Origin of the sequence: Arthrobacter sp. BL-252-APC-1A, from assembly GCF_009696625.1 — a bacterium.
GTDB lineage: Bacteria > Actinomycetota > Actinomycetes > Actinomycetales > Micrococcaceae > Arthrobacter_B.
Genome location: NZ_VULS01000014.1, coordinates 1 through 26,540, shown reverse-complemented (window position 1 = coordinate 26,540; position 26,540 = coordinate 1). Strand labels below are relative to the sequence as shown.

Sequence of the window (26,540 nt, the reverse complement as noted above, 5' to 3'; positions counted from 1 at the left end):
CGGCCCGCTTCACCGGCGCCAGGCGTACTCAAGCTCCGGCCGGCCCGGGGCCCCGTAGCGCGGGGAACGGATGACGACACGCTGTGCGGTCAGGTGTTCCAGATACCGCCGGACGGTGATTCGGGACATCGCCAGCTGCGCTGCGGCCTCGGACGCCGAAAGGGCTGTCCCCGCCTTCCTTAGTGTCTCCGACACTGCCTCCAGGGTTTCAGGTGAGAGACCCTTTGGCAGCGGTGCCGGTACCGAAGGGCGCAGGGCGGCAAGGGCACGGTCAACGCCGGACTGCGTGGCTGAGGCGCCCTGCCCGGAGAGGTTGGTGTGGAACTGGCGGTACGCGTCGAGCTTGGCGCTGAACGCCGCATAGGTGAACGGCTTGATTAGGTACTGTGCGATCCCGGCAGACATCGCCTGCCGCACCACAGGCAGCTCCCGGACAGCGGTGATGGCCATGACGTCTGCCGGGATGCCGGATCCGCGGATCCGCCGGAGCAGGTCCAGTCCGTGCAGGTCCGGCAGGTTCATGTCCAGCAGCACCAGGTCCGCCGCCTGCGGGGATTCCTGCAGGAAGCGCAGCGCATCCGCAGCTGTGTGGGCCACCCCGACGAGGGCGAAGCCCTCTGCGCGGCGGACATATTCGGCATGCGCCTCGGCGACCACCGTTTCATCCTCAACGACCAAAACGCCGATGCTGCCGTCCCTGTTCACCGGCGTGCACCTTCCGGCAGCGGCAGCAGCACGGTAAAACGGGCGCCGCCGTACGCCGTTCCCTGATCCAGCCGGAGGGTTCCGCCAAGCCGCAGCACTGCCTGCCGCACCAGTGCCAGCCCGATGCCCCGTCCTGCTCCCGGGAACGAACTGTCCTTCGTGCTGAATCCCTGCTCGAAGATCCGCTCCCGCGAGTCTGCCGGAACTCCCGGCCCGCAGTCCTGGACGGTGAGCTCGAAATGCCGCTGTGCGCCGTCGTCCGCCACAGCCAGCCGCACGGAGACTACCGGGTCCGGCAGCCCCTGGACGGCGTCGAGTGCGTTGTCCACCAGGTTGCCCAGAATCGTCACCAACTCGCCGGAGTCCAGGACCGCCGGCCCGGCGCCGTCGGCGGCAGCCGGGTCAAGTGAGAGTTCCAGCGAAATTCCCCGTTCGCGGGCCTGCGCCTTCTTGCCGGCCAGCAGGGCAGCCAGCGCCGGTTCGCCAACAGCTCCGACGACGTCGTCCGCCAGCTGCTGGGACTGCACCAGGTCCCGGGTGGCGAACTCCAGCGCCTCCGCCGGACGGTCGAGCTCAATGAGGGAGACAACGGTGTGCAGCCGGTTGGCGTGCTCATGCGCCTGTGCCTGCAGTGCATCCGTGAGCGTTCGCATTGACTGCAGCTCCCCGGTCAGCGCTTCCACCTCGGTGTGGTCCCGGAGCGTGGTAACTGTTCCCAGCCGCTTGGGCTCGAAAGTACGCTTGCCGCGGGTGCCCCGCTCCCGGCGGGCAGCCAATGCAGGGGACTGGTTGACCACCAGGATGCGGTTCCGGGTGAAGTGGAATTCGTCGTCGGCCCTGTTTCCGCTGCGAAGGAGATCGGCCAGGGTTCCAGGCAGCCCCAGCTCGCGGACATCCACGGGGCTGCAGCGCTCCGGCGGGAGGTCCAGCAGCTCAGCCGCCTGGTCGTTGTAGAGGACCAGCCTGCCGTCGTTGTTGATCAGCAGGAGACCTTCCCTGAGCGAGTGCAGGGCTGCGTCGTGGAAGGCGAAGACTTCAACGAGCTCATCCGGGCGGCGGTCCTGTGTGGTGCGCTTGAGGTACCGGCTCAGCAGGAAGGAGGCCAGGGTTCCCCAGGCCAGCGCGGCGATCGAAATGATGAACAGTCCCGGCAGCTCGGCGTCGCGGGCTATGGCCACCCGGTCCACGGTGAGGCCCGCCGCCACCAGTGCCTGGACCGTGCCTTCGCCGTCTGTCACGGGAACGATTGCCCGGACCGACGGGCCAAGGGTGCCCGTATAGACCTCAGTGAAGGACTGGCCGCCAAGGGCTTGTTCGACTGAGCCTATGTACGGCCGGCCGATCTGCGAATCGGTCCGGTGCGTGTAGCGGGTACGGTCCGGAGCCATGATGGTCAGGAAGTCCACGTGCGCGGACTGCATTACCTCCTCCGCGTACGGCTGGAGGGCGGCGCTGGGGTTCGGACCCGCCACGGCCTCCAGGACAAACGGATCGGCGGCAATCGTCTCCGCGACGGAGAGCATCCGTTCAGCCGTTTCGTCGTAGCTGTGCTGCTCCGCCTGGGCATACAGGGCCCAGGACAGGCCTGCGGACAGGCAGAGGATAAACGCCAGCTGACCGGTGAGCAGGCGGGTGGCCAGGCTCCACTTACGCAAGGAACTCCTTCGGTGCGGGCAGCACAGGTTTGTCCGGCTGCTGTGCGGGCGGACGATGCTGAGCCGAAGCTGCGAACAGTATGAACACAACAGTGACCACCGTCACACCACGGGGTGAGTATATGTGCGGATTACTTCCGGTTCCGCCAGCGTCTTTGCCGCCGGGGCCCAGCTATCAACGAAGCTAGGAGCATGCGATGGCCTCTGCCACGATACCCGGCGGCGAACAGCCCCCGGTCAAAGCCAAAAAGAAGGACCGGACCCACCTCCTCTACATTGCCGTGATTGCTGCAGTGGTGCTCGGTGCTGTCATCGGGCTCGTTGCACCCGAGGTGGGCAAATCAATGAAGCCCCTCGGCACGGCATTCATCGGACTGATCAAGATGATGATCGCGCCGGTGATCTTCTGCACCATCGTCCTGGGCATCGGCTCGATCGCCAAGGCGGCCACCGTGGGCAAGGTGGGCGGCCTGGCACTGGGCTACTTCATCATCATGTCCACCTTCGCGCTGGCTATCGGACTGGTAGTTGGCAACTTCATCCACCCGGGCGAGGGCCTGGGCCTGGAAGCTGCCGGCGGCCCTGCACCGGCGGCAGCGGAAGATGACGGCGGCACGGTCGGTTTCCTCCTCAGCATCATTCCCACCACGCTGCTGGCCTCACTGACCGGTGAATCGATCCTCCAGACTCTCTTCGTTGCACTGCTTGTTGGCTTCGCACTGCAGAAGATGGGCAAGGCCGGGGCCCCCGTCCTCAAGGGCATCGGCTACATCCAGGTGCTGGTCTTCCGCATCCTGATGATGATCATGTGGCTGGCCCCCATCGGCGCGTTTGGCGCCATCGCGGCTGTCGTTGGCGAAACCGGTGTCCAGGCGATCGTGAGCATGGCAACCCTGATGATTGCCTTCTACCTCACCTGCATCCTCTTCATTGCCGTCATCCTGGGCGGCCTGATGAAGATTGTGACCGGCTTCAACATCTTCAAGCTGATGCGCTACCTCGGCCGGGAGTACCTGCTGATCTTCTCCACGTCCTCCTCCGAGGTGGCACTCCCGCGGCTGATTGCCAAGATGGAGCACCTGGGCGTCTCAAAGCCCGTGGTGGGCGTAACCGTCCCCACCGGGTACTCCTTCAACCTGGACGGAACGGCCATCTACCTGACCATGGCGGCACTGTTCGTTGCCTCCGCCATGGGCAAGCCGCTGGAGCTGGGCGAGCAGATCTCCCTGCTGGTCTTTATGATCATTGCTTCAAAGGGCGCTGCCGGGGTGACCGGCGCCGGCCTGGCAACCCTGGCCGGCGGCCTGCAGTCCCACCGCCCCGACCTGATCGAGGGTGTTGGGCTGATCGTGGGCATTGACCGCTTCATGTCCGAAGCCCGCGCGCTGACGAACTTCACCGGCAACGCCGTCGCCACGGTGCTGATCGGCACCTGGACCAGGGAAATCGACAAGGAGCAGGTCCGCCGGGTCCTGGATAAGGAACTGCCGTTCGATGAGGAGAGCATGAACGTGGATGCCGGATCCGGGGAGCCGGAACCGACGGAGGAATCCCGCGAAGTGGAGAGTGCTGTTCCCGCTACCGGCGTGCGCGGCTAGCTAACAGCAACAGAGAAGGGCGCCTCCGCTGATTGCGGGGCGCCCTTTGTTGTTTCTGGTGGAGCCCGGACGCATGTGTCCTTCCTGGCCGCAGCCCTGCACCGGAGGAAAACCGGAAGCTTCGAGTTAAGGTTGAGCGTCAAGGCTCGCAGGCGCTACGCCGCCCGGATTCACGGTATCCGTGTTGCACGGTTGTAACCTTGGAATGGACAGCCAGCAGGACAGCTAGAGACGGAAGCGTGGATTTATACGTGAGCAGCGAACAGAGTTCCACAACTCTGCAGGACGCAACGCAGGGCGCCGCCGATGAAGCCATGGGTCCCACGGGCCGGCCGCTGACCGAATTCCCCGAGCCTCCGGTGCTGACTTCCCACGGCCCGGCCCGCATCATCGCCATGGTGAACCAGAAGGGCGGGGTCGGAAAAACGACGTCGACCATCAACCTCGGTGCCGCGCTGGCCGAAGCCGGCCGCAAGGTCCTGCTCGTGGACTTCGACCCGCAGGGCGCACTGTCCGCAGGGCTGGGCACCAACCCGCATGAACTGGACGTCACCGTCTACAACGTGCTGATGGACCGCAAGGTGGACATCCGCGATGCGATCCAGGAAACACACGTCGAGAACATCGACCTTCTTCCGGCGAACATCGACCTCTCGGCTGCCGAAGTGCAGCTGGTCAACGAAGTGGCCCGCGAGCAGGTACTCGAACGTGCCCTGCGGCGCGTTTCGGATGACTACGACGTCATTCTGATCGACTGCCAGCCTTCGCTTGGCCTGTTGACTGTCAACGCCCTCACCGCGGCGCACGGCGTCATTATTCCGCTGATCTGCGAGTTCTTTGCCCTGCGCGCCGTGGCTCTGCTGGTGGAGACGATCGAAAAGGTCCAGGACCGCCTGAACCCGGGGCTCCAGGTCGACGGCGTGCTGGCCACGATGTATGACGCCCGGACCCTGCACAGCCGTGAAGTCATCGGCCGGCTGGTTGAGGCGTTCGGTGACAAGGTCTTCGAGACCGTCATCAAGCGCACCATCAAGTTTGCCGATGCCACCGTTGCTGCCGAGCCGATCACCTCCTACGCCGGAAACCACGCCGGAGCGGAGTCCTACCGCCGCCTCGCCAAGGAACTGATTGCCCGCGGCGGCGCACCCTAGTCCCGCGCCGGAGGCAGGCTCCGGGGACACGGCGGCGGGAGCCGGGGGTTTCCAGGTTCAGCTGGAGAATTTCCGCGGCCCGTTCGACGTGCTGCTGGGGCTGATCACCAAACACGAGCTGGACATCACCGAAATTGCCCTGGCTACGGTCACTGATGAGTTCATTGCGTATATCCGTGCCCTCACCGACTCGGGACAGGGCTGGGCACTGGACGAAGCCAGTGAATTCCTGGTCATCGCCGCCACGCTGCTGGACCTGAAGGCAGCCCGCCTGCTTCCCGCAGGCGACGTGGAGGACGACGACGACATTGCGCTGCTGGAGGCCCGGGACCTGCTCTTCGCCCGGCTCCTGCAGTACCGTGCATTCAAAGAGGTTGCGTCGCTGATGGGCAGCAGGCTCGAAGAGGAAGGGCTGCGTTTCCCGCGGGACACCGCCTTGGAGCCGCATCTGGCAGCCATGCTCCCGGAACTCATCTGGCGCACCAGTGCGGAGGAGTTCGGCCGGCTGGCCCGGAAGGCACTGGAGCCCAAACCCGGGCCGCCAACTGAAGTGGGACTGGGACACCTGCACGCGCCGCGGGTCAGCGTGCGCGAACAGGCACAGATCATCGGGGACAGGCTTCGGCTGGCCAGTCCGCTCACATTTACCGAGCTTGCCCAGGGCGCCACGCCGCTGGAAATCGTGGGACGGTTCCTCGCTCTGCTGGAAATGTTCCGTGACGGTGTACTGGCCTTTGAACAGCCCGTGCCGCTGGGGGAGCTGCGGGTCACCTGGACCGGAAAGCCGGGAGGGTCCGCGGACTGGTCTGCCGGGACGCTCACCGAAGAATACGACGACGCTGACGAGGAGTTGCATGCAGCCGCAGAAGCCTGACCATGGCCCTGCATCCGTGGACGTCCGCCCGGGCGGAATCCGTGCCGCGGCCGAGGCCGTGCTTATGGTCGCCAATGAACCGGTCACTGCCGCAAGCCTTGCCGAAGCACTAGGCGTAGGGCCGGCAGCTGCAGTGCAGGTCCTGCACGACCTGCGCCGGGAGTATGACGGTTATACTGGGGGTGGACCTGACGGGCTGCATGCCGTTGAACCGCGTGGCTTCGAGCTCCGGGAAGTTGCCGGCGGCTGGCGGATCTACTCCCGGCCCGCCTTCGCAGACATTGTGGGGCAGTTCGTACTTGAAGGGCAAAGCGCACGGCTGTCCCAGGCCGCGCTGGAAACCCTGGCGGTGATTGCCTACCGCCAGCCGGTGTCCCGCGGACGCATTTCGGCCATCCGGGGAGTCAACGTGGACTCCGTGGTCCGCACGCTGGTCCAGAGAGGACTGGTGACCGAGGCCGGCACGGAACCTGAAACGGGTTCGCTGCTGTACGTCACCACCCCGCTCTTCCTGGAAAAGCTGGGACTTGGCAGTGTGGAGGAACTGCCCCAGATCGCGCCTCACCTGCCCGGGCTGGAAAACCTCCCAGAATTTGAAGAAACTACTTACTAACCGCTACACCCGAAGGACTTCTCAATGACACAGGCACCCCGTTCCGGCTCAGGCCGCAGTAATCCGCGCAGCGGCGGGGGAGCAGGCGGCAACCGCGGCTTCGGAAAGGGCTCCAAGCCCGCCTCCGGGCGCACCGGCGGCCCGAAGTCTTCCGGCGGCCCCTCAGGTGCTCCGAAGTCCGGCGGCTTTAAGTCCGGCGCTCCCAAATCGGGCGGCTTTAAGTCCGGCGCCCCCAAGGAAGGCGGCTTCAAGCCCGGCGGTCCCCGCACCGGCGCCCCGAAGGGCAAGGGCGGTTCAGAGCGTGCCTTCCGCAACGAACGCTTCGGCAAGAACCTGGGCCCGGTAACCAAGCGGACGCACACCCGCCGCCCGGGCAAGCCGGTTATTTCCGAGCACCACGACCCCGAAGGCATCCGCCTGCAGAAGGTCATGGCCAGTGCCGGCGTCGCAAGCCGCCGCGTCTGCGAGGAAATGATCACCGAAGGCCGTGTTGAGGTGGACGGCGAGGTCGTCACCGAGCTTGGCGTCCGTGTTGACCCCAAGACCGTGGCCATTCACGTAGACGGCATGCGCCTGCAGCTGGATGAAACCCAGAAGTACTACGTGTTCAACAAGCCCCGCGGTGTGGTCTCCACCATGGAAGATCCCGAGGGTCGTCCCTGCATCAGCGACTACCTGAAGAGCACCAACAAGCACGAGCGCCTTTTCCATGTGGGCCGCCTGGACACGAATACCGAAGGCCTGCTGCTGCTGACCAACGACGGCGAGCTGGCCAACCGGCTCACCCACCCCTCCTACGAGGTTCCCAAGACCTACCTGGTCCAGGTGCGCGGTCCCATGGCCCACGGTGTTGGTGCGCAGATGCGTGAAGGCCTGGAGCTGGAAGACGGCTTCGCCAAGGTTGACTCGTTCCGCCTCGTTGATTCCACCCCCGGCCACATCCTGGTTGAGGTTGTCCTGCACTCTGGCCGGAACCGTATTGTGCGCCGCTTGTTCGACGCCGTTGGCCACCCCGTCGAGCGCCTGGTCCGGACCCAGATGGGCCCGATCCGCCTGGGCGACCAGCGCCAGGGCAGCATCCGCGTCCTTGGACGCCACGAAGTCGGCCACCTGATGGCCACCGTCGGACTGTAACGCCGTGACCGCACTGGCCAACGGGGGTACACATCTGTCCGGACCGGTCCTTGTGATCGGCACCGGCCTGCTCGGTGCGAGCATTGGCCTGGGCCTGCGGGCCCGCGGAATCGACGTCGTACTCTCGGACGTTTCACCCTCCACTGCCGCGGTTGCCAAAGATATTGGCGCCGGACGCCTGCTCGACGACGCCGAGGAAGGCTTCGCGCCGCAGCTGGTCGTTATTGCCGCACCACCGGATGTCACTGCTTCGCTGGCGGCCCGGGCCCTGAAGGACTGGCCGGGTGCCGTCGTCGTCGACATTGCCAGCGTCAAGGCCGCCGTCCTGGCGGACCTGCGCGCCACCGGAGTGGATCTGGCCCGGTACGTGGGGACGCACCCGATGGCCGGGCGGGAGAAATCCGGTCCGGTGGCTGCCCTGGGTGACCTCTTTATGTCCATGCCGTGGGTAATCTGCGCCGGTGAGGAGAGCTCCCCTGAAGCAGTCAAGACGGCCGAAGCACTGGCCATCGACCTCGGTGCCGTGGTTTCGCGCATGAGTGCGGACGACCACGATGCGTCAGTGGCCCTGATCAGCCACCTCCCGCAGGTCATGTCCTCACTGGTGGCCAGCCGGCTGCAGGAAACGCCTCCCTCGGCGCTGGCACTGGCCGGCAACGGCCTGCGCGACGTCACCCGGATTGCGGCCAGCGACCCCAAGCTGTGGGTGCAGATCCTCAGCGGCAACGCCCCGAAGCTGGTAAACATCCTGCACGGGGTGCGCGAGGATCTGAACCGGCTGATCAATACGCTTGAACACCCCACCGCCGACGGCGCGCGGCTGGACATGGCGCAGCTGATCTCCGAGGGCAACACCGGCCAGGCCCGCATCCCGGGCAAGCACGGCACGCCTCCGCAGTCCTTCGTCAGCTTCACCGTGCTCGTGGACGACACCCCCGGACAGATCGCGCAGCTGCTTACGGAAATCGGTGAAATCGGTGTCAACCTCGAAGACCTGCGCCTGGAGCACGCCTCCGGCCGCGAGGTTGGACGGGTGGAAATCTCGGTCCTGCCGAGCAAAGTGCACGGCCTGGTCAGTGAGCTGACCTCGCGCGGCTGGAAGGTAGTGGAGTGAACACAGAGCAGAATCCGGCACAGTTCAGGCTGGGCAAACCCCTGGTGGTGGCAATTGACGGTCCCTCCGGCTCCGGCAAGTCCAGCATCAGCCGCGAGGTCGCCCGCCGGCTGCGCGCCAACTATCTCGATACCGGTGCCATGTACCGGGCAGTGACCATTGCGTGCATGCGGGCCGGCATTGACCTCGGCGACGCCGTCGCCGTCGAAGCCGCCGCCCGGAACGCTGACATTGAGCTGAGCACGTCCCCGGACGCGGAATGGGTGCTCGTTGGGGGAGAGGATGTCACCCAGGCGATCCGCGAACCGGAGGTTTCCTCCAACGTCTCTGCCGTGGCCACCACCCTTGGTGCACGGGCGGAGCTGGTACGCCGCCAGCAGCAGCTGATCAAGGACTCCGGACTGCGGATCGTGGCCGAAGGACGGGACATCACCACCGTGGTGGCTCCCACCGCGGAAGTCCGAATCCTGCTGACGGCTTCCGAGGAGGCGCGCCTGCGCCGCCGCGGCGTGCAGCTGGGCGGCTCGCAGAGCGCCGCTGCCCTGCGTGAACAGGTCCTCACACGGGACGTCAAGGATTCAACGGTGGTCAACTTCCAGCAGGCGGCCGACGGTGTGATTACGGTCGATTCCTCCGATCTGGATTTCGAAGAAACGGTTCAGGCCGTGCTGGACGTGGTTTTTTCGAGCACGCACTAAGCACCAGCGGCAGGCGGACTGCCGGGGCTCCAATGGGGTCCCGGCGCCTTGCCGTGTTTCAATGGACTGGTGGCTGCATGGGGTTTTCCCTTTACAGACCCCCCAACACTTACCCGGGCTGAACGTCCGGAGACGGCCTGGCGCACCTGCGCTGACGGCCTCAACGGAAAGAAAGCAATAGTTTATGAACGCCAACGCGACCTTTGACGGCGACTCTGAAGAGTACGTCCCGGCAGGCGAGGACCAGATCGACGAGCGCCTCGCCGCCCTCGATGACGACGAAGCCAACCTGCGCGCGGAAACCCTGCGTGCCGGGCTCTCCGACTACGAGCTCGACGAGGAAGACGCTGCCCTGCTGGCCGGCGGCTATGACGAGTATGACGCAGACGCACCACTGCGCCTTGACCCGGTGGTTGCCATCGTCGGCCGTCCCAACGTCGGCAAGTCAACGCTGGTGAACCGTATCCTCGGCCGCCGCGAAGCCGTCGTGGAAGACACCCCGGGCGTTACCCGCGACCGCGTGTCATACCCGGCCACCTGGAACGGTGTGAACTTCACCCTCGTAGACACCGGCGGCTGGGAGCACGATGCCCGCGGCATCCATGCCCGCGTTGCCGACCAGGCCGAAATCGCCGTCGACGTCGCTGACGCCGTCATGCTGGTGGTCGACGCGACCGTCGGCATCACCGCCACCGACGAAGCCGTGGTGCGCATGCTGCGCAGCAAGGGCAAGCCGGTCATCGTCGTCGCCAACAAGGTTGACGACATCCAGAACGAAGCCGACGCCTCGGTGCTCTGGGGTCTGGGCTTCGGCGAACCGTACCCGGTTTCGGCGCTGCACGGACGCGGCACCGCTGACATGCTGGACGCCGTCCTGGACGTCCTGCCCGAGTACTCGGCCTACGGTGGACTCGAGTCCAGCGGCGGTCCGCGCCGCATCGCACTGATCGGCCGTCCGAACGTTGGTAAGTCTTCGCTGCTGAACAAGCTGGCCGGCACCGACCGCGTGGTTGTCGATGACCTCGCCGGCACCACCCGCGACCCGGTTGACGAACTGATCGAATTGGGCGGGCGCACCTGGCGCTTCGTGGACACCGCAGGTATCCGCCGCCGCCAGCACATGGCACAGGGCGCCGATTTCTACGCCTCGCTGCGCACGCAGGCCGCGCTGGAAAAGGCGGAGGTCGCCGTCGTGCTCCTCGCCGTGGACGAAGTCCTCTCTGAACAGGATGTGCGCATCCTGCAGCTCGCCATCGATTCGGGCCGCGCGCTGGTGCTGGCGTTCAACAAGTGGGACCTGCTCGACGACGAACGCCGCCGCTACCTGCAGACCGAGATCGAGCGCGACCTGGCACACGTTGAGTGGGCGCCGAGCGTGAACATCTCCGCCAAGACCGGCTGGCACAAGGACAAGCTCGTCCCCGCACTGGACCTTGCCCTGGAGAACTGGGACAAGCGCATCCCGACCGGAAAGCTGAATGCCTTCCTGGGTGAACTCGTGGCGGCGCACCCGCACCCGGTGCGCGGCGGCAAGCAGCCCCGCATCCTGTTCGGCACGCAGGCGTCCTCACGGCCGCCGAAGTTCGTGCTGTTCACCACCGGGTTCCTGGATCCGGGCTACCGCCGCTTCATTACCCGCCGCCTCCGGGAGACCTTCGGCTTCGAAGGAACCCCGATCGAGGTCTCAATGCGCGTGCGTGAAAAGCGCGGCAAGACCAGCAGGCGCTAGCACGGCCGCCGGCCCCGGAGCCAATATGACTCCGGGGCCGGCGCCGATGCGGGGAAAATGCCAACCATGATGTACAGTATTTGAGTTGGTTCGGCCGGAAACAAACCGGCACTAACGGATCAGCGGAACGGGTTGTGGCGCAGCTTGGTAGCGCACTTGACTGGGGGTCAGGTGAGTTAGAGCGGCGGGACTGTCCGAAAACTAAACAACGGGATGTGGCGCAGCTTGGTAGCGCACTTGACTGGGGGTCAAGGGGTCGCAGGTTCAAATCCTGTCATCCCGACAGAAAAGCCCAGGTGAGAGCACCTTTCTCACCTGGGCTTCGTCGTTCTCCTGGGTGGTCACTTGCTGGTCCACTCGCTCGATCTGCTGGATCCAGCTACCGTCGAAGTGGACCAGTCCCGCTAGGCGTTGTCGCTCGCGGAGTGCACCAGAAGGTGCCCGTGGAGTGAAACTAGAACCTAGGCACGATGCCGCCCCGGCCTGTAGCGGAAGGGTTGGGAAGCGGCCGACGTCGAGCTGATCCGCATGCTGCTTCATCTCCGTGAGATGGGGATGCCTCTGGTTGATATCGCGCAGTTCACGGGTGTAAACAACAAGGCGGCTAATCTGGCCAGACTTCGAGTGGGGCTGCTGACAGCCATCGCCGTCGCGTCCAGGATCGGCGCGAGGAGCTCGAACGAGCGCGCGATGTAGCTACGCGGAAGATCATGGACTTCAGTGATCGGATCACCGGTTCGGTGAACCTTCTCGACCGAACAGATTGCACGATTGCCTTCGGCGTCCAGAGGGAGGGACCTCTGTTGTTCCTTGTCGGTGCGCCGGTCGGGCGGGCTGATTTCGCACCGCTAGCGCATGAGCTTTCAGACCCCTGTGCCGTCGTCACCCACGCCCCGCGTGGTGTCGGTGGCAGTCGGGCGGTCCCAGGGATGGATGCACCCACGCCCGAGGTGCTTGCCGAGGGTCTTGCTGCGCTTGTTGACCGGTTCACCGGAGGGCCTGTCCTATTCGTCGGTACCAGTGGCGGCGCCGTGACGGTGTTGGAGCTGGCCAATCGGCATCCTGAAAGTGGTTGAACGGGCCGTGTTGCATGAGTCGCCGCTCGTGTCCCTCCTGGCTGATTGGAAGGTGGCGGACAAAGCTGCAGCTGTACTCGAAGCTGCGGAGGCTGATCCTCAGCGGGCAGTACCACTCCGGGTCAGCGGTGCCGATACCGCGGTCGCTCAGTCGGCTCGTCGTTGTCGGGTACCTCGCCGGCTTTCTGGGCTGCCCCGATGTGGAGGCTAACACGGGGCAACTTGAATCGGCCTGACTGTCGTTCCTATGGTGAGCCTTGTCCGGCGGGTGCCGGTTGGGCTGATTCGTGGTCAGCGTAGTACGTGTCCTCGACCTCGGTCGGGGTGCGCATGTCGAGCTCTCCGTGGAGGCGTTGGTTGTTCCACCACCACACCCATTCGAGGGTCGCGAGCTCTACTTGCTCGACGGTCCGCCAGGGTCCTTGCTGGCGGATCAGCTCGGTCTTGTAGAGGTTGTTCACGGCCTCGGCCATCGCGTTGTCGAACGAGTCGCCGACGGTTCCGGTGGAGGGGACGGCGCCGAGTTCGACGACCCGGTCGGTGTAGACCATCGCCATGTAGTTCGAGCCGTGGTCCGAGTGGTGGGTGAGCCCGGTGAGGTCGCCGCCGGCGTCCCACGCGGCCATATCGAGGGCCTGCAGCGGCAGGATCTCGGCCTTGAGCGTGGCGGCGACGTTCCATCCGACGATGCGCCTCGAGTAGACGTCGGTGACGAACGCGACGTAGGCGAACCCGGACCATGTCGCGACGTAGGTGACGTCGCAGACCCAGAGCCGGCGCGGGCCGTCGGCCGTGAACCTCCGGTTGACGAGATCCTGTGGCAGAGACTGCGTCCGATCGGTCTTCGTCGTGAAGACCCGCTTCGACCGCTTCACGCCCTCTACGTCGGCCAGGCGCATGAGTCGTTCGGTCTGGTCACGGCCGATGTTCCAGCCTTGTCGGCGCATCAGGGTGTGCATCTTCCGGCGCCCGTAGACGCCGTAGTTCTCCGCATGCAGTCGCACGACCTCCGGCACCAACAGGTCATCGCGCAGCTGCCTGGCCGACGGCGCACGACCGACCGCGGAGCGATAACCGCGAGAAGTGAGGAACCCCTGAACTGCCGGTCTGAGGACCCGGCAGATGAGCTCGACCCCGAAACGATCCCGACGTTTATTGATGAACCGGATCATCTCGGTCAGGGGCGGTCGAGCTCCTTCGCGAAAAACACGCTCGCAGCCTTGAGGATCTCATTCGCCTTGCGCAGCTCGGCGTTCTCCTTCTGCAGGCGCTTGATCTCCGCCGCCGCGTCCGTGATCAGCCCGGGCTTCACCCCGGCGTCGACCTCGTATCGGCGCTGCCACAACCGCAGCGTCTCGGGGCTCATCCCGAGCAGCCCGGCGACGTGACGGACCGCGCTCATCATGTTCGGGTGCGACGGTCGCGTCTCCGCGAGCATCCGCAACGCCCGCTCACGCATCTCCGGCGAATACTTCCTGTTCATCGTGTTCCATACTTGCTTGAAGAACGGAACGAAAGTCAGGCCGATTCAACTCATCCGTCGTCCTCCAGGTTCGCGATCATTGCTTGGAGGTTGGCGATGGTGCGATCGTACTCGCCGTCGGCAAGGCCCCGAACGGTGAGACTGCGCGTCGTTTGCACGTCCTCGGCCAAGCTGTCGAACAATGTGCCGCCTGGGCTGGTGAGTTCGTACACATCGTCCATCGAGGTCACCAAGCCCAGTTTCACCAGCGGGTCGAGGTGCTGTTGTGCGGATTCGCCCGTGGCCAGATCGAGGAAGGGGGCGACCGCCGCGTTCAGGGCGTCGAGGTGGGCGGGGTGGTCAGCGAGGATGCGGAGCAACTGCCACTGGCGACGGGTGACGCTCCGTGTTCCTAGGGTTCGCTCGAACCGTTCGTTGAGGAGGTTGTCCAGTTTGCGAAGGAGGAGGCCGATCGGGGGCTGATCCCGTCTATCAGTTGTATTCATGCAATTATCCTGCTCGCATCCGCACACACTTGTCAAGTAACAACTGTTGTAGTATTGCAGTTATGTCGAAGCGTGAACCGGAGGAGGTAGTCGAGCGGGCACTCGTGCGCATCCGACGCGATCAGCAGGGGAGTCGCCTGCATCGCACAATAGCGAGCGGTGGTTCTGTTGCGGCCTCTCCAGCCAGCGCCGCCCGCTTCCGGTACCTCGACGCCCTCGAGGATGCCGAGGATGGGATGGCGATCTCCGAGATCGCCGGGTCGATCGGCGTCGATCGCCCCCGCGCCAGCAGGCTGACGACCGAGCTGCTCGACGAGGGGCTCATCGAACGCCAGCCCGATCCCAAAGACTCCCGCTACGCTCTCATCCGCCTCACCGCACAGGGCAAGGCGCTCGTGAATGACATGCGCACCACTCGGCAGGCTGCCGTGATCGAAGCGCTGTCCAGCTTCACGCCCGACGAATCCCGCGTCTTCGCCGACCTCCTCGAACGATTCGTCGCAGCATGGCCACGACGAGATCGTCATCCTCGCGAATGAGCGTCATCGACCAGAACACGGCTCGGCGATTCCTAGCGACTCCCTTCCGTGACCGCTCGACGGCCTCATGGGTGTGTGCGAGACACGCTGGCCACCGAGGATAGCGGTGAAGCGCCCTGGGGCTCGTTCCATGTTTCAGTAAGGGAACAAGAGCATGCCCAAGCAGCTCAGTCCGGAGTTGCGATACCGCACCGTGCGCATGGCTTACTGCAGTCAAGCCCGAGAGGTGGGCCTCGCTCGCAGTCGAATCGTGCGCTCACCCCGCGGTGCGGTGTCGGCGATGAGACGCTGCGGATCTGGTGCACCCCCTGCAAGCCCAATCGAGCCTGCGAGTTGCCACGGATCAGCCGCTTAACCTCTCCGAGATCGGTCATCGGTTAGCGCGGAGTGTGTTTCGCACGCCTTCCTGGTTCCCTCGGTTGCGGGCGCGAACTGCGAGCAGTGCGCAGCCGATCACGGCGATGCCGCCGGTTACGGTCTGCCAGCCGATGTGCTCGCCCAACAGCAGGCCCGCCCAGAGGATGTTCATCACGGGTTGAGTGAGCTGCACCTGGCTGACCTGTGCCATCGGGCCGATGGCGAGGCCGCGATACCAGGCGAAGAACCCGAGGAACATGCTCACCACCGCGAGGTACGCGAACGCGCCCCACTCCACGACGGTGCCCAGGGGAGGCTGCTGCACCACGGCGATGCCGGTCAGCAGAATCATCAGCGGCGAGGCGAGCACGAGCGCCCACGAGATCGTCTGCCACGACCCCATGCTGCGGGAGAGCAATCCGCCTTCCGCGTAGCCGACCGCGCAGACGACGACGGCGGCGAACAGCAGCAGGTCGGAGACGTGCAGCCCGCCGAAACCGCCACCCTGGATCACGGCGAATACCACCGCAGCGACCGCGCCGAACGCGGCAGCGACCCAGAACGAGCGTGCGGGTCGTTCCCCCGTGCGCAGCACGGCGATCACCGCGGTCGCTGCGGGCAGCAGCGCGATCACTACGGCCCCGTGGCTCGCGGACGCGGTCGTGAGAGCGAACGAGGTCAGCAGCGGGAACCCGACCACCGCGCCGCCGGCGACCACCGCGACCTGTATCCATTGCCTCCCGCGCGGGAGTCTCTGCCGCGTCAGCCCGAGGGCGAGCGCGGCGAGCGTGGCCGCGATCACTGCGCGGCCCGACCCGACGAACAGAGCCGACATGTGCCCGTTCTCGACTGCGACCCGCGTGAAGGGCACGGTGAAAGAGAACGCGGTCACGCCGAGCAGCCCCCACCACAGGCCGGCACGAGACATCGGTAGCAGTTTCGCAGAAGATAGAGTAGCGGTATCCTTGATCGTCATGACCTACAGTAGCAGTGACCGCATCGCGTCCGCTCTCGGTGAGTGGATCGCGACCGCTCCTGCGGGTGCACAGCTTCCGTCGACGCGGCAGCTCGTCGCACGGTTTGAGGCCAGCCCGGTCACGGTGCAGAAGGCACTGCGCACCCTCGTCGGCCAGGGTGTGATCGAGTCGCGCCCGGGCATCGGCACGTTCGTGCGCGGGGTCCGGGAGGTCCGTCCGAACGACTACGGCTGGCAGACGGCAGCGCTCGGCTCCCCGCTGCATCGCATCCCGGCCTCGTCGGCGGCGCTGCGCACGGCGCCGAACGATGTGATCGCTCTGCACTCCGGCTACCCCGACAGGGAGCTGCTGCCCGAACGTCTGGTGCGGGCCGCGTTCGCTCGCGCTGCGCGGAGCGAGGCGGCGGTGGGCCGCCCGCCCGCTGCGGGCCTGCCCGAGCTGCAATCCTGGTTCGCCGCTGAACTCGGCGCGATCACTCCCACGGGCCTCACCGCCCCGGCCGCAAGGGATGTGGTGGTCCTGCCGGGTAGTCAGAGTGGCCTCAGCACCCTCTTCCGCACTCTTGTCGGGGCGGGGCGACCTCTGCTGATCGAGTCACCGAGCTATTGGGGGGCGATGCTCGCCGCCGCGCAGGTCGGAGTGCAACTCGTTCCCATCCCGTCCGGGCCGCACGGCCCGAACCCCGACGACCTCGAACGCGCCTTCGCGCAGACCGGGGCACGCGCGTTCTACGCGCAACCGAACTTCGCCAACCCCACCGGCGGACAGTGGTCGGCGGAACTGGGTGACGCCGTACTCGGGATCGTGCGCGAGCACGGCGGGTTCCTCATCGAGGACGACTGGGCGCACGACTTCGGCATCACCTCCGATTCCGTCCCCGTCGCCGCCCGTGACGACAGCGGTCATGTCGTCTACATCCGCTCACTCACCAAGAGCGTCTCCCCGTCCGTCCGGGTCGCGGGCCTGATCGCGCGCGGCCCCGCCCGTGATCGCATTCTCGCGGACACGCAGGCTCAGGAGATGTACGTCAGCTCCGCCCTGCAAGCCGTCGCGGTCGATGTCGTCACACAACCGGCCTGGCGCACGCACCTGCGCTCGCTCCGGCAGCAGCTCACCAGCCGCCGCAATCTCCTCGTCGACGCACTCCGCGAGCACGCCCCGGCGGCGCGCCTGGATGCTGTACCGCGCGGCGGTCTGAACCTCTGGTTGCGACTGCCCGACGACACGGACCTGCTCCAGCTCGCCCGAGAATGCGAAGCTCGCGGGGTCATCATCGCAGCAGGCGACGATTGGTTCCCCGCCGAGCCAACCGGCCGCTATCTCCGTCTGAACTACTCCGGCCCCAACCCCAGCGCGTTCTCCGAAGCCGCGCGGATCATCGGACACGCTCTCACGAACAGACAGTGAACGGCTGCGGTGTCGATAGCGGTCCTGACCATGCCGATCGCACGAGATGCAGCTGCTCTCATGATCGGATGTAGTCTTTCTTTCTCGGTGGCGGGAGTTGACCGGCGACCATCGCGATGAGTGCGGCGGCGAAGCCGAGAAGTTGGAGTGGGGTCAGGGCTTCGCCTGCGATCGCGGCGCCGAGCACCGCCGCCACGAGCGGAGAGAGCAGGCCGAGCAGGGCGGTCGCCGTCACAGGCAGACGCCGGATGCCGGCGAACCAGATGGTGTAGGTCAGCAGTGCCCCGATCAGCCCCAGCCAGGCGTACCCCAGCATCGCCTTGCCGTCGATACCGGGCGGAATGCCGTCGATGAGCAGAGCCGGCAGCAGAAGGACAAGACCAGCGGCGGTCAGTTGCCACCCGGCCAGACCGACTGCGGATACCCCTTCGGGGCGCCCCCACTTCTTCGTCAGCACCACGCCGATACCCATCGACACGGCCCCGCCAAGGCCCGCAACGATGCCCAGAGGTGACATTGCCGCGTTCGGGCCGAGGACGACGAGCGCAACGCCGATCATGCCGAGCACGCCCCAAGCGACGCGCCAGAGCGAGAGCTTCTCGTGCAGGATCGCCACGGCGAGGAACGCGATAACGATGGGCTGTGCCGCACCCAGCGTGGCTGCTACTCCGCCTGGCAGCTGCTGGGCCGCGAGGAAGAGCAACGGGAAGAATGCGGCCATGTTCAAGGTGCCGAGCACGAGGCTCTTCCACCACCACGAACCGTGCGGCAACTGCCTCGCGATCAGGAGCGCGATCAGACCTGCGGGAAGCGAGCGCATCATCGCTGCGAAGAGAGGATGCTCCTCGGGCAGCAGGTGCGTTGTCACGATGTAGGTGGTGCCCCAGGCCATCGGAGTCAGCGCAGTCAGTATCGTCCAACCCACTCGGCGCGTGGATCTTGCGTGCACGCTTGGAGGGGTGCGCGGTGAGGTCGTGATGCTCATGGTTACATCGTCGGGTCCGACATGCTGATGAGTCCAGAGCATTGTTGTCATATCAGTAATGAACAGGAATCATTGAAGTGTGGAGTTTCAGCAGATGCGGTATGTGGTCGCGGTGGCCGAGGAACGCAGTTTCACTCGCGCGGCGGAGCGGTGTCTCGTGGTGCAGTCCGCTCTGAGCCACCAGATCAAGGCGCTCGAACGCGAACTCGGGGTGAGGTTATTCGCGCGCACCAGCCGTAGGGTTGAGATCACCGCAGCCGGAGAGGCATTCCTGGCACGAGCACGAGAGAGTCTCGATGCGGCTGAACGGGCGGTCTCCGAGGCGGCGGAGGCGGACGGGCAGATTCGAGGCAGTCTCACCATCGGTGTGATTCCGACGGTGACCGCCATCGATATACCCGCTGCGCTCGGGCACTTCCATCGCACCCACCCTGCGGTGCGGATCAAGCTCCGAGGCGGCGGTAGCGATGAGTTCGTCACCGCGATCAGCGAGGGCCGTATGGACGTGGCAGTGCTCGGGCTGCCCGACAGCGCACCCCCGAAAGGCGTGAACGCGCGCGTGCTCGCCCGGGAACGACTCGTCGCTGTCGTGTCCGCTGAACACCCACTGGCGCGGCGTCGCAGGTTGCGATTGGAAGACTTGGCCGATGAAGCGTTCGTGGACTTTCCCGAAGGAACACCCGGACGGATTCCCTCCGACCTCGCGTTCCAGGCCGCCGGCATCCATCGCGAGGTCGCCTTCGAAGCGATGAGCGCCGACCTCATCCTCGACCTGGTCAGGCAGGGCCTCGTGATCGCCCTGCTGTCACCCGCCGTGATCCCACCCAGCAGTATGGGTCTTCGAACGATCCCGGTCACCGATGGCCCCACCCGTATCGAATACCTCGCGTGTAGCAGCTTCAACCCCACCCCCGCGGCAAGAGCATTCCTCGAAAGCCTGCCGATTCCTCAATCGGGCGACGACAAGTAGGTGCACGGGTAGGGGACCGGATGTCAGTCCGTCGGGCCTCACTTCAAGAACGCTTGACGAGTTCGACTGTTCCTTCGGGGTTCTCGGCGTGCTGGACGAATCCTTCGCTCGTGTACAGATGGATGTTCTTCGTGCTCCGCGATCCGGTGCTGAGTTGTATCCGGTCGCAGGAGCTGGCGAGAGCATCCGTCGCGTGCCGGAGGAGCCAGCGCCCGATTCCCCGCCCGTAGAGATCGGGAACGACGGCGAGTCTGCCGATGTGCCCTGTTCGCGATGCGCGTCGAGCGCGAACCATTCCGATGAGACGACCGTGGAGCCAGAGTCCGACGCTCTCCCAGTCGGTGAGCCAGGCCTGCACGTCTTCGAGGGTCTCGGTGAACGGAGCGAGGTCCAGCGTTTCGTTGCTCAACGCCTCGTCGACCCAGCAGCATCGCTGCAGAACCAGTACATGCCGGGCGTCGTTGGGAGTCAATGGGCGTGTATAGCTACCGGGCAACGGCCCGACTTCGATACCGGGTCGTGCAGCCTCCCGCATGGGCTTGAGTGCGTGAGCTAGTCTGACCAGTTCCTCCAGCAAGCCGTTCGCCGACGCGGTCAGCTGTGCACTCGGACGCACTCCGGTCGAATCGATCGTGTCTTTCAGGCGCAGGGCGACGGTCGAGCCGAGGGGGACGAGACGAAGCGTCGTTATCACCTGCTTCGCGTGCTGCACGGATCGGGTGCCTGCCGACGTGTTGCCGTAGCTCACGAACCCCATGGGCTTCCATGCCCATTCGCGGCTCAGGTAGTCGAGGGCGTTCTTGAGCGTTGCGGGCATGCCGTAGTTGTATTCAGGCGTGACCGTGATGAAGCCATCGGCCTCGTCGACGATCTTGCTCCACGCTTTGGTGTGCGGGTTTCGATAGGCGCCGATTGCCGGATGCTCCTCCTCGTCGAAGAACGGGAGATCGAGATCGCGCAACGACACATGCTGAAGCTCGACATCGAGTGCGTCGGCGCGGGGGGTGAGGGTTTGCAGGAGCCAGTCTGCAACCGCCGGGCCTATCGCTCCGGGCCGGGTGCTGCACGTGAGGATCACGACTCTAGGAGACTTTGTTGACATGTAAACGAGCATAGATCGTAGAATGATTACATGTCAACGAAAAGGATGGGGTCGGCGGCACCTTGGTTGAGCGAGGATGAGGAAGTCGCCTGGCGCGCGTTCCGTCGCATGATGATCGCCGTGCAGGCCGGTGTGGTGCACGACCTTGCGGCATCGGGCCTCTCGGAGCCCGACTACGAAGTGCTCAGCACTCTGGTCGAAGCGCCGGAGATGACGAGCACACTGCATGCCCAGGCGCAGAAGATGGGGTGGTCGCGGAGCAGGCTCTCGCGTCATGCCAGCAGGATGGAAGTGCGAGAGCTGATTCGCCGTGATCCTGACCCGGCAGATGGCCGCGGCTGTCTGCTCGTGCTTGCTCCCCTCGGGCTCGACGCCCTTCGCGGGGCGACTGCCGTGCACCTGGAGTCCGTGCGCCGTCGCTTCGCCGATCGGCTCGACGCGCGCGACCTCCTCGACATCGTGCGAATCTCTGGAAAGCTCGCCCACGCCCCAGAGTCGGGTCTACGACACGGAGGCCGTGAGTAGTCTGTCGAGAACCCTGTGGGACTGCCGGCGAGCCAGGTCGGTGTCATCGTGTTGGGCCGTCCAGAGGGCTGCCTCGTTCATCGCGCCGGAGAGCTGCGCGGTCGATGCATCGAGGATCTCTTCTGCAACTCCTGCCTCGCGTAGTGCCTCTCGCAGATGCGTCGCCGAATTCTCCGCGTCGAGTCGGCGCCATTCCTGCCAGCCGGTCACCGCAGGTGCATCGATGAGCAGGATGCGCATGGCGGCCCCGTTCGTGATCGCATCGAGGAACGCGTGCGACCCGGCCCTGAGCTGTTCGAGAGGCTGCGGGTCTGCATTCTCTGCTGCCGCGACGACAGCTCGTGCGACGTCGGCTTGGAGGCGGGAGACGACCTCGCCGAACAGCGCGACCTTGGTCCGGTAGTGGTGGTAGACCGCTCCTCGCGTGACCCCGGCGTCCCGGGCGACGTCATCGACGGAGACTTCACTGAAGCCTCGTGCTGAGAAGAGTTCCTTCGCGGAATCGAGGATGCGTTGGGCTGTCTGGGCGGCGTCGGCTGCGGAGGCGCGGGGCATGGTCCTCTTCCTTTACGTACAGTGTGTATGTATGCTGGCTTCGTTACATTCATATCGTACGTAAAGGAGTGCAATGTCCGTCACCAGCCTCTATCCCGTGCTCATGTCTCGCGATGTCGACGCCGCGGCGTCCTTCTACCGCGACGTCATCGGTTTTGAGACGACCTTTGAATCGGACTGGTATGTCAGCTTGCGCTTAGGCGCGTTCGAGCTGGCAGTCTTGGCTCACGATCACCCCACGGTGCCGGACGGATACCGTGAGCTTCCCCGAGGAGTGATCGTCAACCTCGAAGTCAGCGACGTCGATGCCTTCCACAAGCAGCTGGCCGGCAAGACAGAGGCGAACGTGGTGTTACCGCTTCGCGACGAGGACTTCGGCCAGCGGCACTTCATCGTTGCCGCCCCCGACGGCGTCCTGCTCGACATCATCCAGCCCGTGGCCCCCAGCGAGGACTACGCGAGCGCGTATGCGCAGCCATAGTCCCGTTCGGCGAGACCCAGGGTCCGGTCACCTCAGGTCTCGCCGAAGGGGAACGAAGACGGCGAGAATCGCCGCGATGACCGCGTATGCCACGAGGGTCGCAGCGCCGACCACAGGTGAGACCATCGTCGCGGGCGTCAGCGCTGTCTGGCTCGCGATCGCGCCGGTGAGGAAGTCAAAACTCGTCAGCGATGCCGTTGCGCCGCCCGGCAGGAACGGGTAGATCGCATTGACTCCGGGAATCATCATCAGGAGGTACTCGACGAACAGGAAGTAGCCGAGAACGACGCCGATCGCGACGAAGGGTGAACGGGTCAACGCGCCGATCCCTACGCCGAGCAGCATGTAGGCGGCAGCGGCGAGGCTGAGCTGTATGAGTGCCGGTACCAGATCCGCCACATCGACGCCCAGAGGTACACCGCGCATCCACGCTGCGACGATCAGGGCGAGCAAGGCCGACAGGGATGCGATCGTTCCATAGACGATGCCCAGCACCGTGTAAACGGCGAGCTTGGCTGTGAGCACTCGACCCCGTCGAGGAACGACGAGGAACGTCGTGCCGATTGTGCGGTGTCGATACTCGCTCGTGATCGCGATGGTCCCGATCAGTGCGGGGACGAACAGAAGCACGGTTCCGATACCGAACACGAATCCCACGCCTTCGGGGGTGTCGATGTCCGGCATGGGAGGCTGGGCGTTCTGCGGTCCGGTGAGCGCAAGGAGAAGCGTCAATCCGCCACCGCACGCGAGCGCAACCAGTGCCGACCACAGTGCTACTCCGGTGGCGCGCAGTCGCGCGACCTCGCCGTAGACGGCATTCATGAGAGAGGTCCTTTCTGCGTGAGGCGCAGGAAGGCTTTCTCGAGAGGAGCATCTTGCGCCACGAGTCGTTCGAGCGCGCCCGTCCAGACGGTGCGGCCCCGGTCGATGAGGATGACGTCGTCGATCGTGTGCTCGATCTCATGGAGCACATGGCTGGAGAGCAGAACGGCGCCGCCAGCATCGGCGAACTCGCGCAGGAATGTGCGGAGCCAGGCGATTCCGCTTGGGTCGAGACCGTTCGACGGCTCATCGAGCACGAGGATGTCCGGGTCGCCGAGCATCGCGGTGGCCAGCGCGAGGCGCTGGCGCATCCCCGTGGAGAAGGTGCCGACCCGACGATCGGCGTACGACGGCGCCCCCACGAGGGATAACACGGTGTCGACCCGTGACCGGTCCATTCCTCCGAGTGCCGCGTACGTGTGAAGGTGAGCGCGTGCCGTCACGCGCGGATGCGCCGAGGCGATGTCCAGGACTGCGCCCACGGTCTTTGCGGGCGCAGGCAGGCGGGCATAGGGCGCGCCAGCGATGTGCGCCTCGCCGCTGTCTGAGCGGATCAGGCCGAGTAGCGCGCGCATCAGCGTCGACTTCCCTGCCCCGTTGGGCCCGAGGAACCCGACGACGCGCCCGTATTCGACTGTCACGGTCACATCTTCGAGCGCAACGACTGCACCGAACCGTTTCGAGAGCGCCTTTACCTCGATCGCAGCGTTCAAGAGTGCACGTCCGATCGAAGGTCTGCCGCGATCGTCTCTGCAGCATCGGTGCTCAGGAGGATCTCGTCGAAGCCGACGGCGGCCCGGTCGACGGCGATCCGCAGCAGCGGGAGCCCGCGCTTCATCGAGACCAGGCGCCGCACTCCCGAAGGGTGCCTGAACGTGCCCAGTTTGCGGTAGCCAGAGATGACGAGACCGGATCTCATCCCGAGGATCTCGGACGTCCATCCCTGCTCGCTCGCGACGCCATGGATCGCCGACCTCGGAATAGACAGCTTCGGCAAGCCCGTCATCGTCGCCTCCCAACCGGGAAACTGCACGTGCACTCCCGTTTGGTCGCATGTGATGTTCGTCATCGTGCTCTCCTCGATCGCTAGAATGGAATCGTACTGAGAACATTATCATTGTGATAACAGTGAGGAGTCAAGGTGCCGGACAATACTGCTCTGGCAGAGGTCGTGCTGCACCCGGTGCGATTACGGATCATCCAGCAGCTGGGTGGTCGCAACCGCACGACGGCCCAGTTGCGCGAGGCGCTCCCGGATATCCCGCAGGCCACGCTCTACCGACATGTGGCTGCCCTCCTCGATGCCAAGGTTGTCGCCGTGGTCGATGAGCGCAGATCTCGTGGCGCGATCGAGCGAACCTTGGCGCTGGGAGACCGGATGGCCTCCATTGACCAGGCGGAGCTTTCTGCGATGAGTAGCGCTCAGCTGAGCGCGGCCTTCCTGACTTTCCTGGGAGACGTCACGGGTGATTTCGATCGCTTCCTCAGCGCGGATTCTCCCGAAGCCCGTGAGCTGGTCGGATTCGCCCGAACTCCCTTGTACGTGAACACGGAGGATCTCGCCACGATCCAGGCAGGTCTCGCTGAGCTACTGACCCCTTACCTGACGGAACGGCAGGACGGTCAGCAACGCGTCAACCTCGCCACGATCCTCCTACCAGACCCGTGAACGCATAAAGGAACGACGGCAACGCAAAGGAGCCAGGATGCCAACGACAAAGCACATCCTTGTGTACTCAGACTCGCTGACCTGGGGCATAGTCCCGACAACTCGGCAGCGACTTCCTTTCGAAGAGCGCTGGCCCGGAGTCCTGCACGCCGCGCTCAACGCGGGAAGGGACGGTCGCATCCGGCTGACGGAGGACTGTCTCAACGGGCGTCGCACCGCCTTCGACGACCCGTACAAGCCTGGGCGGAACGCCCTCAGCGGCATCCAACAGGTCATAGAAGCGCAATCCCCGCTCGACCTCGTGATCCTGCTACTCGGTACGAATGACTTCCAATCCGTGCACCAGCACAAACCCTGGCACTCCGCGATGGGCGTCTCAGCGCTCGTCCACGCGATTAGGACAGCGCCGATCGAGCCCGGGATGCCTACCCCACCGATTCTCGTTATCGCGCCCCCGCAGCTGGACAACCCTCGAGGACCGATCGGCCCGAAGTTCGCGGGCGGGGATATAGCCGCTCGGGGTCTCGCGCGGGCGATTCGACAGGTCAGCGAAGACGCCGGCTGCCTCTTCTTCGACTCGAACACGATCATCACCAGCAGCAAGCATGACGGCGTGCATCTCGACGCCGACCAGCACCACGCCCTGGGTGTCGCACTCGCGCCCGTCGTCGCGGACCTGATGGCAGACCGCGATGGTGGCTGAGGCTCCACGGTCCAGCAACGAGGGTCTTCCGGCCCCTTCTGGGACGGTCAGAGCGTGGTTCCATTCGTGGTCACAGGCGGGGTCCGTTGCTGATGTCCTTCCTCGTGGGGGTGTTGGAGAGGAACTGGTTGGCCTGCCTTGCGGCTTCGGCGAGGTGGCGGTGATCGGGGTGCAGGTAGCCCTTGGTCGTCTCGATCGACTGATGGCCGAGGATCTCCTGGAGGACGTGCAGAGCGATGCCGGCGTCGGCCATCCACGTCGCCCCGGTGTGCCTCAGCCCATGCCGAGTGAGACCGGTGAGGTTGAGACCTGCGACGAGGTCATCCCAGCGGGTGGCGTCTCTGACAGTCGCGGTGGTGAGAACGCCTCCGCGTGGCCCGCGCAGCAGCGGGTCGTCGGGTTTCTTGTCGGTGGTGAGGCGTTCGAGGACGGATTCGAGAGCATCGAGCATCGGCACTGGACGGTCGCGGCGGCCTTTGGTCTGTTTGACGACGAGGCCGCCTTTGCCCGGATAGTGCTGGCGCCTGATCCACACGATGTGGTTCTCCCAGTCCACATCCCCAACCCGCAGCCCTGCGACCTCCGAACCCCTCGCGGCCAGGAGCGCGGCGAGCATGACGTGATCGGAATACGACTGATGCACCTTCCCACACGCTGTTGCAAGCTTCCGCAGCGTCGCCAGATCCGGGAGCGCGTACTGCCGCAGCGCCCCCGTTGTGTGAGTGACGTGTTTGCCGAGATTGCGCCGTGCACGATGCTTGGCCGGGTTGATCGAGATGATGTCGTCACGCACCGCCTCATCGAGCACCCGGACGAGTGGGGCGATGGAGTTTTTGATCGTCGAGGCGGAGTGCTCGACCTCCCAAGCGTCGATGGTGCGGTCGATCATCCCCGCGGTGATCTTCGCAACCCGAACATGCCCGAGCGCAGGCAGGACACGCAGTCGGAGGCCGGTGTCGTAGAGCTCGGCGGTGGAGGTGGGATCCAGGCCCCGCTGCCAACGATCGGGACTGCTGAAGGTTTGATTGACACTTTGCCTGTGAGGATTTGATCCTTGCGGGTGGAAGGATGTTCATCATGCCCAAAGCCTTTCCCGAAGAGTTCCGACGCGATGTCGTCGCGGTCGCCCGCAA

27 protein-coding genes and 1 tRNA gene are annotated in these 26,540 nt (G+C 65.2%); 16 read left to right on the top strand and 12 right to left on the bottom strand.

Annotated features, from left to right (window positions below; genetic code table 11):
* Positions 1–9: 9 nt before the first annotated feature.
* Together FYJ28_RS16175 and FYJ28_RS16170 are read right to left on the bottom strand one after the other, a co-directional pair.
* Complete coding sequence (locus FYJ28_RS16175; RefSeq protein ID WP_055241879.1) at positions 10–705, bottom strand: response regulator; 696 nt, start codon at positions 703–705, stop codon at positions 10–12.
* Positions 702–2,360 (bottom strand): sensor histidine kinase, encoded by a 1,659-nt coding sequence (locus FYJ28_RS16170; protein WP_154580055.1) that lies wholly within the window; start codon positions 2,358–2,360, stop codon positions 702–704. Before FYJ28_RS16170 ends, FYJ28_RS16175 begins: the two co-directional genes overlap by 4 nt.
* Before the next feature lie 197 nt (positions 2,361–2,557).
* Between FYJ28_RS16170 and FYJ28_RS16165 the strand changes: the two genes are divergently transcribed.
* From FYJ28_RS16165 to FYJ28_RS16125, 9 genes are all read left to right on the top strand, one after another.
* Complete coding sequence (locus FYJ28_RS16165) at positions 2,558–3,958, top strand: cation:dicarboxylate symporter family transporter (RefSeq protein ID WP_154580054.1); 1,401 nt, start codon at positions 2,558–2,560, stop codon at positions 3,956–3,958.
* Between the two features lie 251 nt (positions 3,959–4,209).
* On the top strand, positions 4,210–5,109 hold the full coding sequence (locus tag FYJ28_RS16160) for a ParA family protein (RefSeq protein WP_055241876.1): 900 nt from the start codon (positions 4,210–4,212) through the stop codon (positions 5,107–5,109).
* On the top strand, positions 5,087–5,983 hold the full coding sequence (locus FYJ28_RS16155) for a segregation and condensation protein A (protein WP_055241874.1): 897 nt from the start codon (positions 5,087–5,089) through the stop codon (positions 5,981–5,983). Before FYJ28_RS16160 ends, FYJ28_RS16155 begins: the two co-directional genes overlap by 23 nt.
* Positions 5,964–6,596 (top strand): SMC-Scp complex subunit ScpB, encoded by a 633-nt coding sequence (gene scpB, locus FYJ28_RS16150; RefSeq protein WP_055241872.1) that lies wholly within the window; start codon positions 5,964–5,966, stop codon positions 6,594–6,596. Before FYJ28_RS16155 ends, scpB begins: the two co-directional genes overlap by 20 nt.
* A gap of 24 nt (positions 6,597–6,620) precedes the next feature.
* Positions 6,621–7,730, top strand: coding sequence for a pseudouridine synthase (locus FYJ28_RS16145; RefSeq protein ID WP_154580053.1), 1,110 nt, complete (start codon positions 6,621–6,623; stop codon positions 7,728–7,730).
* A 4-nt stretch (positions 7,731–7,734) separates the two neighbouring features.
* Positions 7,735–8,844 carry a prephenate dehydrogenase gene (locus FYJ28_RS16140; protein ID WP_326831781.1) on the top strand — a complete coding sequence of 370 codons (1,110 nt, stop codon included), beginning with the start codon at positions 7,735–7,737 and terminating at the stop codon, positions 8,842–8,844.
* Positions 8,841–9,542: a (d)CMP kinase gene (cmk, locus tag FYJ28_RS16135; RefSeq protein ID WP_326831780.1), complete on the top strand. Its 702-nt coding sequence runs from the start codon at positions 8,841–8,843 to the stop codon at positions 9,540–9,542. The genes FYJ28_RS16140 and cmk overlap by 4 nt, the downstream gene beginning before the upstream one ends.
* A 184-nt stretch (positions 9,543–9,726) precedes the next feature.
* Positions 9,727–11,271 carry a ribosome biogenesis GTPase Der gene (gene der / locus FYJ28_RS16130; RefSeq protein ID WP_055241865.1) on the top strand — a complete coding sequence of 515 codons (1,545 nt, stop codon included), beginning with the start codon at positions 9,727–9,729 and terminating at the stop codon, positions 11,269–11,271.
* Positions 11,272–11,480: 209 nt separating this feature from the next.
* Positions 11,481–11,554, top strand: a tRNA-Pro gene (locus tag FYJ28_RS16125).
* A 1,038-nt stretch (positions 11,555–12,592) separates the two neighbouring features.
* Here the strand turns inward: FYJ28_RS16125 and FYJ28_RS16120 are convergent.
* Positions 12,593–13,830 (bottom strand): IS3 family transposase gene (locus FYJ28_RS16120; RefSeq protein ID WP_154580051.1). Its coding sequence is split into 2 segments (ribosomal slippage): positions 12,593–13,545 and positions 13,545–13,830, totalling 1,239 coding nucleotides; the frame shifts between segments, so codons are not numbered across the junction.
* A gap of 50 nt (positions 13,831–13,880) precedes the next feature.
* Positions 13,881–14,315, bottom strand: a complete 435-nt coding sequence (locus FYJ28_RS16115) for a hypothetical protein (protein WP_154580050.1) — start codon at positions 14,313–14,315, stop codon at positions 13,881–13,883.
* 62 nt (positions 14,316–14,377) lie between these two features.
* Here FYJ28_RS16115 and FYJ28_RS16110 point away from each other — a divergent pair, with 62 nt between their 5' ends.
* A complete protein-coding gene (locus FYJ28_RS16110) occupies positions 14,378–14,854 on the top strand; it encodes a MarR family winged helix-turn-helix transcriptional regulator (protein ID WP_154580049.1) in 477 nt (158 codons plus the stop codon).
* Positions 14,855–15,224: 370 nt separating this feature from the next.
* Here FYJ28_RS16110 and FYJ28_RS16105 read toward each other — a convergent pair whose 3' ends face one another.
* On the bottom strand, positions 15,225–16,187 hold the full coding sequence (locus FYJ28_RS16105; protein ID WP_154580048.1) for a DMT family transporter: 963 nt from the start codon (positions 16,185–16,187) through the stop codon (positions 15,225–15,227).
* On the opposite strand from FYJ28_RS16105, the gene FYJ28_RS16100 reads away from it, so the two are divergent.
* Complete coding sequence (locus FYJ28_RS16100; protein WP_154580069.1) at positions 16,186–17,595, top strand: aminotransferase-like domain-containing protein; 1,410 nt, start codon at positions 16,186–16,188, stop codon at positions 17,593–17,595. The genes FYJ28_RS16105 and FYJ28_RS16100 overlap by 2 nt on opposite strands.
* 58 nt (positions 17,596–17,653) lie before the next feature.
* On the opposite strand, the gene FYJ28_RS16095 is transcribed toward FYJ28_RS16100, so the two are convergent.
* On the bottom strand, positions 17,654–18,580 hold the full coding sequence (locus tag FYJ28_RS16095) for an EamA family transporter (RefSeq protein ID WP_229780525.1): 927 nt from the start codon (positions 18,578–18,580) through the stop codon (positions 17,654–17,656).
* Between the two features lie 79 nt (positions 18,581–18,659).
* On the opposite strand from FYJ28_RS16095, the gene FYJ28_RS16090 reads away from it, so the two are divergent.
* On the top strand, positions 18,660–19,550 hold the full coding sequence (locus FYJ28_RS16090; RefSeq protein WP_326831779.1) for a LysR family transcriptional regulator: 891 nt from the start codon (positions 18,660–18,662) through the stop codon (positions 19,548–19,550).
* Positions 19,551–19,593: 43 nt separating this feature from the next.
* Here FYJ28_RS16090 and FYJ28_RS16085 read toward each other — a convergent pair whose 3' ends face one another.
* The gene (locus FYJ28_RS16085) at positions 19,594–20,652 is read right to left on the bottom strand and encodes a bifunctional NAD(P)H-dependent oxidoreductase/GNAT family N-acetyltransferase (RefSeq protein ID WP_154580047.1); all 1,059 of its coding nucleotides are present in this window, start codon (positions 20,650–20,652) and stop codon (positions 19,594–19,596) included.
* 30 nt (positions 20,653–20,682) lie between these two features.
* Here FYJ28_RS16085 and FYJ28_RS16080 point away from each other — a divergent pair, with 30 nt between their 5' ends.
* Positions 20,683–21,177 carry a MarR family winged helix-turn-helix transcriptional regulator gene (locus FYJ28_RS16080; RefSeq protein ID WP_154580046.1) on the top strand — a complete coding sequence of 165 codons (495 nt, stop codon included), beginning with the start codon at positions 20,683–20,685 and terminating at the stop codon, positions 21,175–21,177.
* On the opposite strand, the gene FYJ28_RS16075 is transcribed toward FYJ28_RS16080, so the two are convergent.
* Positions 21,154–21,732, bottom strand: a complete 579-nt coding sequence (locus tag FYJ28_RS16075; protein ID WP_154580045.1) for a TetR/AcrR family transcriptional regulator — start codon at positions 21,730–21,732, stop codon at positions 21,154–21,156. The two genes, FYJ28_RS16080 and FYJ28_RS16075, sit on opposite strands and share 24 nt — an antisense overlap.
* Positions 21,733–21,805: 73 nt before the next feature.
* Between FYJ28_RS16075 and FYJ28_RS16070 the strand changes: the two genes are divergently transcribed.
* Entirely contained in the window at positions 21,806–22,213 is a 408-nt protein-coding gene (locus FYJ28_RS16070; RefSeq protein ID WP_154580044.1) for a VOC family protein, read from the top strand.
* Between the two features lie 27 nt (positions 22,214–22,240).
* On the opposite strand, the gene FYJ28_RS16065 is transcribed toward FYJ28_RS16070, so the two are convergent.
* The 3 genes from FYJ28_RS16065 to FYJ28_RS16055 are packed head-to-tail and all read right to left on the bottom strand — an operon-like array spanning position 22,241 to position 24,032.
* Positions 22,241–23,035: an ABC transporter permease gene (locus FYJ28_RS16065; RefSeq protein WP_154580043.1), complete on the bottom strand. Its 795-nt coding sequence runs from the start codon at positions 23,033–23,035 to the stop codon at positions 22,241–22,243.
* The gene (locus tag FYJ28_RS16060; protein ID WP_154580042.1) at positions 23,032–23,748 is read right to left on the bottom strand and encodes an ABC transporter ATP-binding protein; all 717 of its coding nucleotides are present in this window, start codon (positions 23,746–23,748) and stop codon (positions 23,032–23,034) included. Before FYJ28_RS16060 ends, FYJ28_RS16065 begins: the two co-directional genes overlap by 4 nt.
* Positions 23,745–24,032, bottom strand: coding sequence for a hypothetical protein (locus FYJ28_RS16055; RefSeq protein WP_442778595.1), 288 nt, complete (start codon positions 24,030–24,032; stop codon positions 23,745–23,747). Before FYJ28_RS16055 ends, FYJ28_RS16060 begins: the two co-directional genes overlap by 4 nt.
* Positions 24,033–24,176: 144 nt before the next feature.
* Between FYJ28_RS16055 and FYJ28_RS16050 the strand changes: the two genes are divergently transcribed.
* Together FYJ28_RS16050 and FYJ28_RS16045 are read left to right on the top strand one after the other, a co-directional pair.
* Positions 24,177–24,704 carry a helix-turn-helix domain-containing protein gene (locus FYJ28_RS16050; protein ID WP_326831778.1) on the top strand — a complete coding sequence of 176 codons (528 nt, stop codon included), beginning with the start codon at positions 24,177–24,179 and terminating at the stop codon, positions 24,702–24,704.
* Positions 24,705–24,741: 37 nt separating this feature from the next.
* A complete protein-coding gene (locus tag FYJ28_RS16045; RefSeq protein ID WP_154580040.1) occupies positions 24,742–25,407 on the top strand; it encodes an SGNH/GDSL hydrolase family protein in 666 nt (221 codons plus the stop codon).
* A 70-nt stretch (positions 25,408–25,477) separates the two neighbouring features.
* On the opposite strand, the gene FYJ28_RS16040 is transcribed toward FYJ28_RS16045, so the two are convergent.
* Positions 25,478–26,296 carry a tyrosine-type recombinase/integrase gene (locus tag FYJ28_RS16040; RefSeq protein ID WP_229780524.1) on the bottom strand — a complete coding sequence of 273 codons (819 nt, stop codon included), beginning with the start codon at positions 26,294–26,296 and terminating at the stop codon, positions 25,478–25,480.
* Positions 26,297–26,540 lie beyond the last annotated feature (244 nt).

Coding starts and splice junctions, on each gene's coding strand:
- FYJ28_RS16165 (WP_154580054.1), top strand. CDS start 2,558: ATGGCCTCTGCCACGATACCCGGCGGCGAACAGCCCCCGGTCAAAGCC.
- scpB (WP_055241872.1), top strand. CDS start 5,964: ATGCAGCCGCAGAAGCCTGACCATGGCCCTGCATCCGTGGACGTCCGC.
- FYJ28_RS16145 (WP_154580053.1), top strand. CDS start 6,621: ATGACACAGGCACCCCGTTCCGGCTCAGGCCGCAGTAATCCGCGCAGC.
- der (WP_055241865.1), top strand. CDS start 9,727: ATGAACGCCAACGCGACCTTTGACGGCGACTCTGAAGAGTACGTCCCG.
- FYJ28_RS16115 (WP_154580050.1), bottom strand. CDS start 14,315: ATGAATACAACTGATAGACGGGATCAGCCCCCGATCGGCCTCCTCCTT.
- FYJ28_RS16110 (WP_154580049.1), top strand. CDS start 14,378: ATGTCGAAGCGTGAACCGGAGGAGGTAGTCGAGCGGGCACTCGTGCGC.
- FYJ28_RS16100 (WP_154580069.1), top strand. CDS start 16,186: ATGACCTACAGTAGCAGTGACCGCATCGCGTCCGCTCTCGGTGAGTGG.
- FYJ28_RS16105 (WP_154580048.1), bottom strand. CDS start 16,187: ATGACGATCAAGGATACCGCTACTCTATCTTCTGCGAAACTGCTACCG.
- FYJ28_RS16095 (WP_229780525.1), bottom strand. CDS start 18,580: ATGAGCATCACGACCTCACCGCGCACCCCTCCAAGCGTGCACGCAAGA.
- FYJ28_RS16085 (WP_154580047.1), bottom strand. CDS start 20,652: ATGTCAACAAAGTCTCCTAGAGTCGTGATCCTCACGTGCAGCACCCGG.
- FYJ28_RS16080 (WP_154580046.1), top strand. CDS start 20,683: ATGTCAACGAAAAGGATGGGGTCGGCGGCACCTTGGTTGAGCGAGGAT.
- FYJ28_RS16075 (WP_154580045.1), bottom strand. CDS start 21,732: ATGCCCCGCGCCTCCGCAGCCGACGCCGCCCAGACAGCCCAACGCATC.
- FYJ28_RS16070 (WP_154580044.1), top strand. CDS start 21,806: ATGTCCGTCACCAGCCTCTATCCCGTGCTCATGTCTCGCGATGTCGAC.
- FYJ28_RS16065 (WP_154580043.1), bottom strand. CDS start 23,035: ATGAATGCCGTCTACGGCGAGGTCGCGCGACTGCGCGCCACCGGAGTA.
- FYJ28_RS16045 (WP_154580040.1), top strand. CDS start 24,742: ATGCCAACGACAAAGCACATCCTTGTGTACTCAGACTCGCTGACCTGG.
- FYJ28_RS16040 (WP_229780524.1), bottom strand. CDS start 26,296: ATGATCGACCGCACCATCGACGCTTGGGAGGTCGAGCACTCCGCCTCG.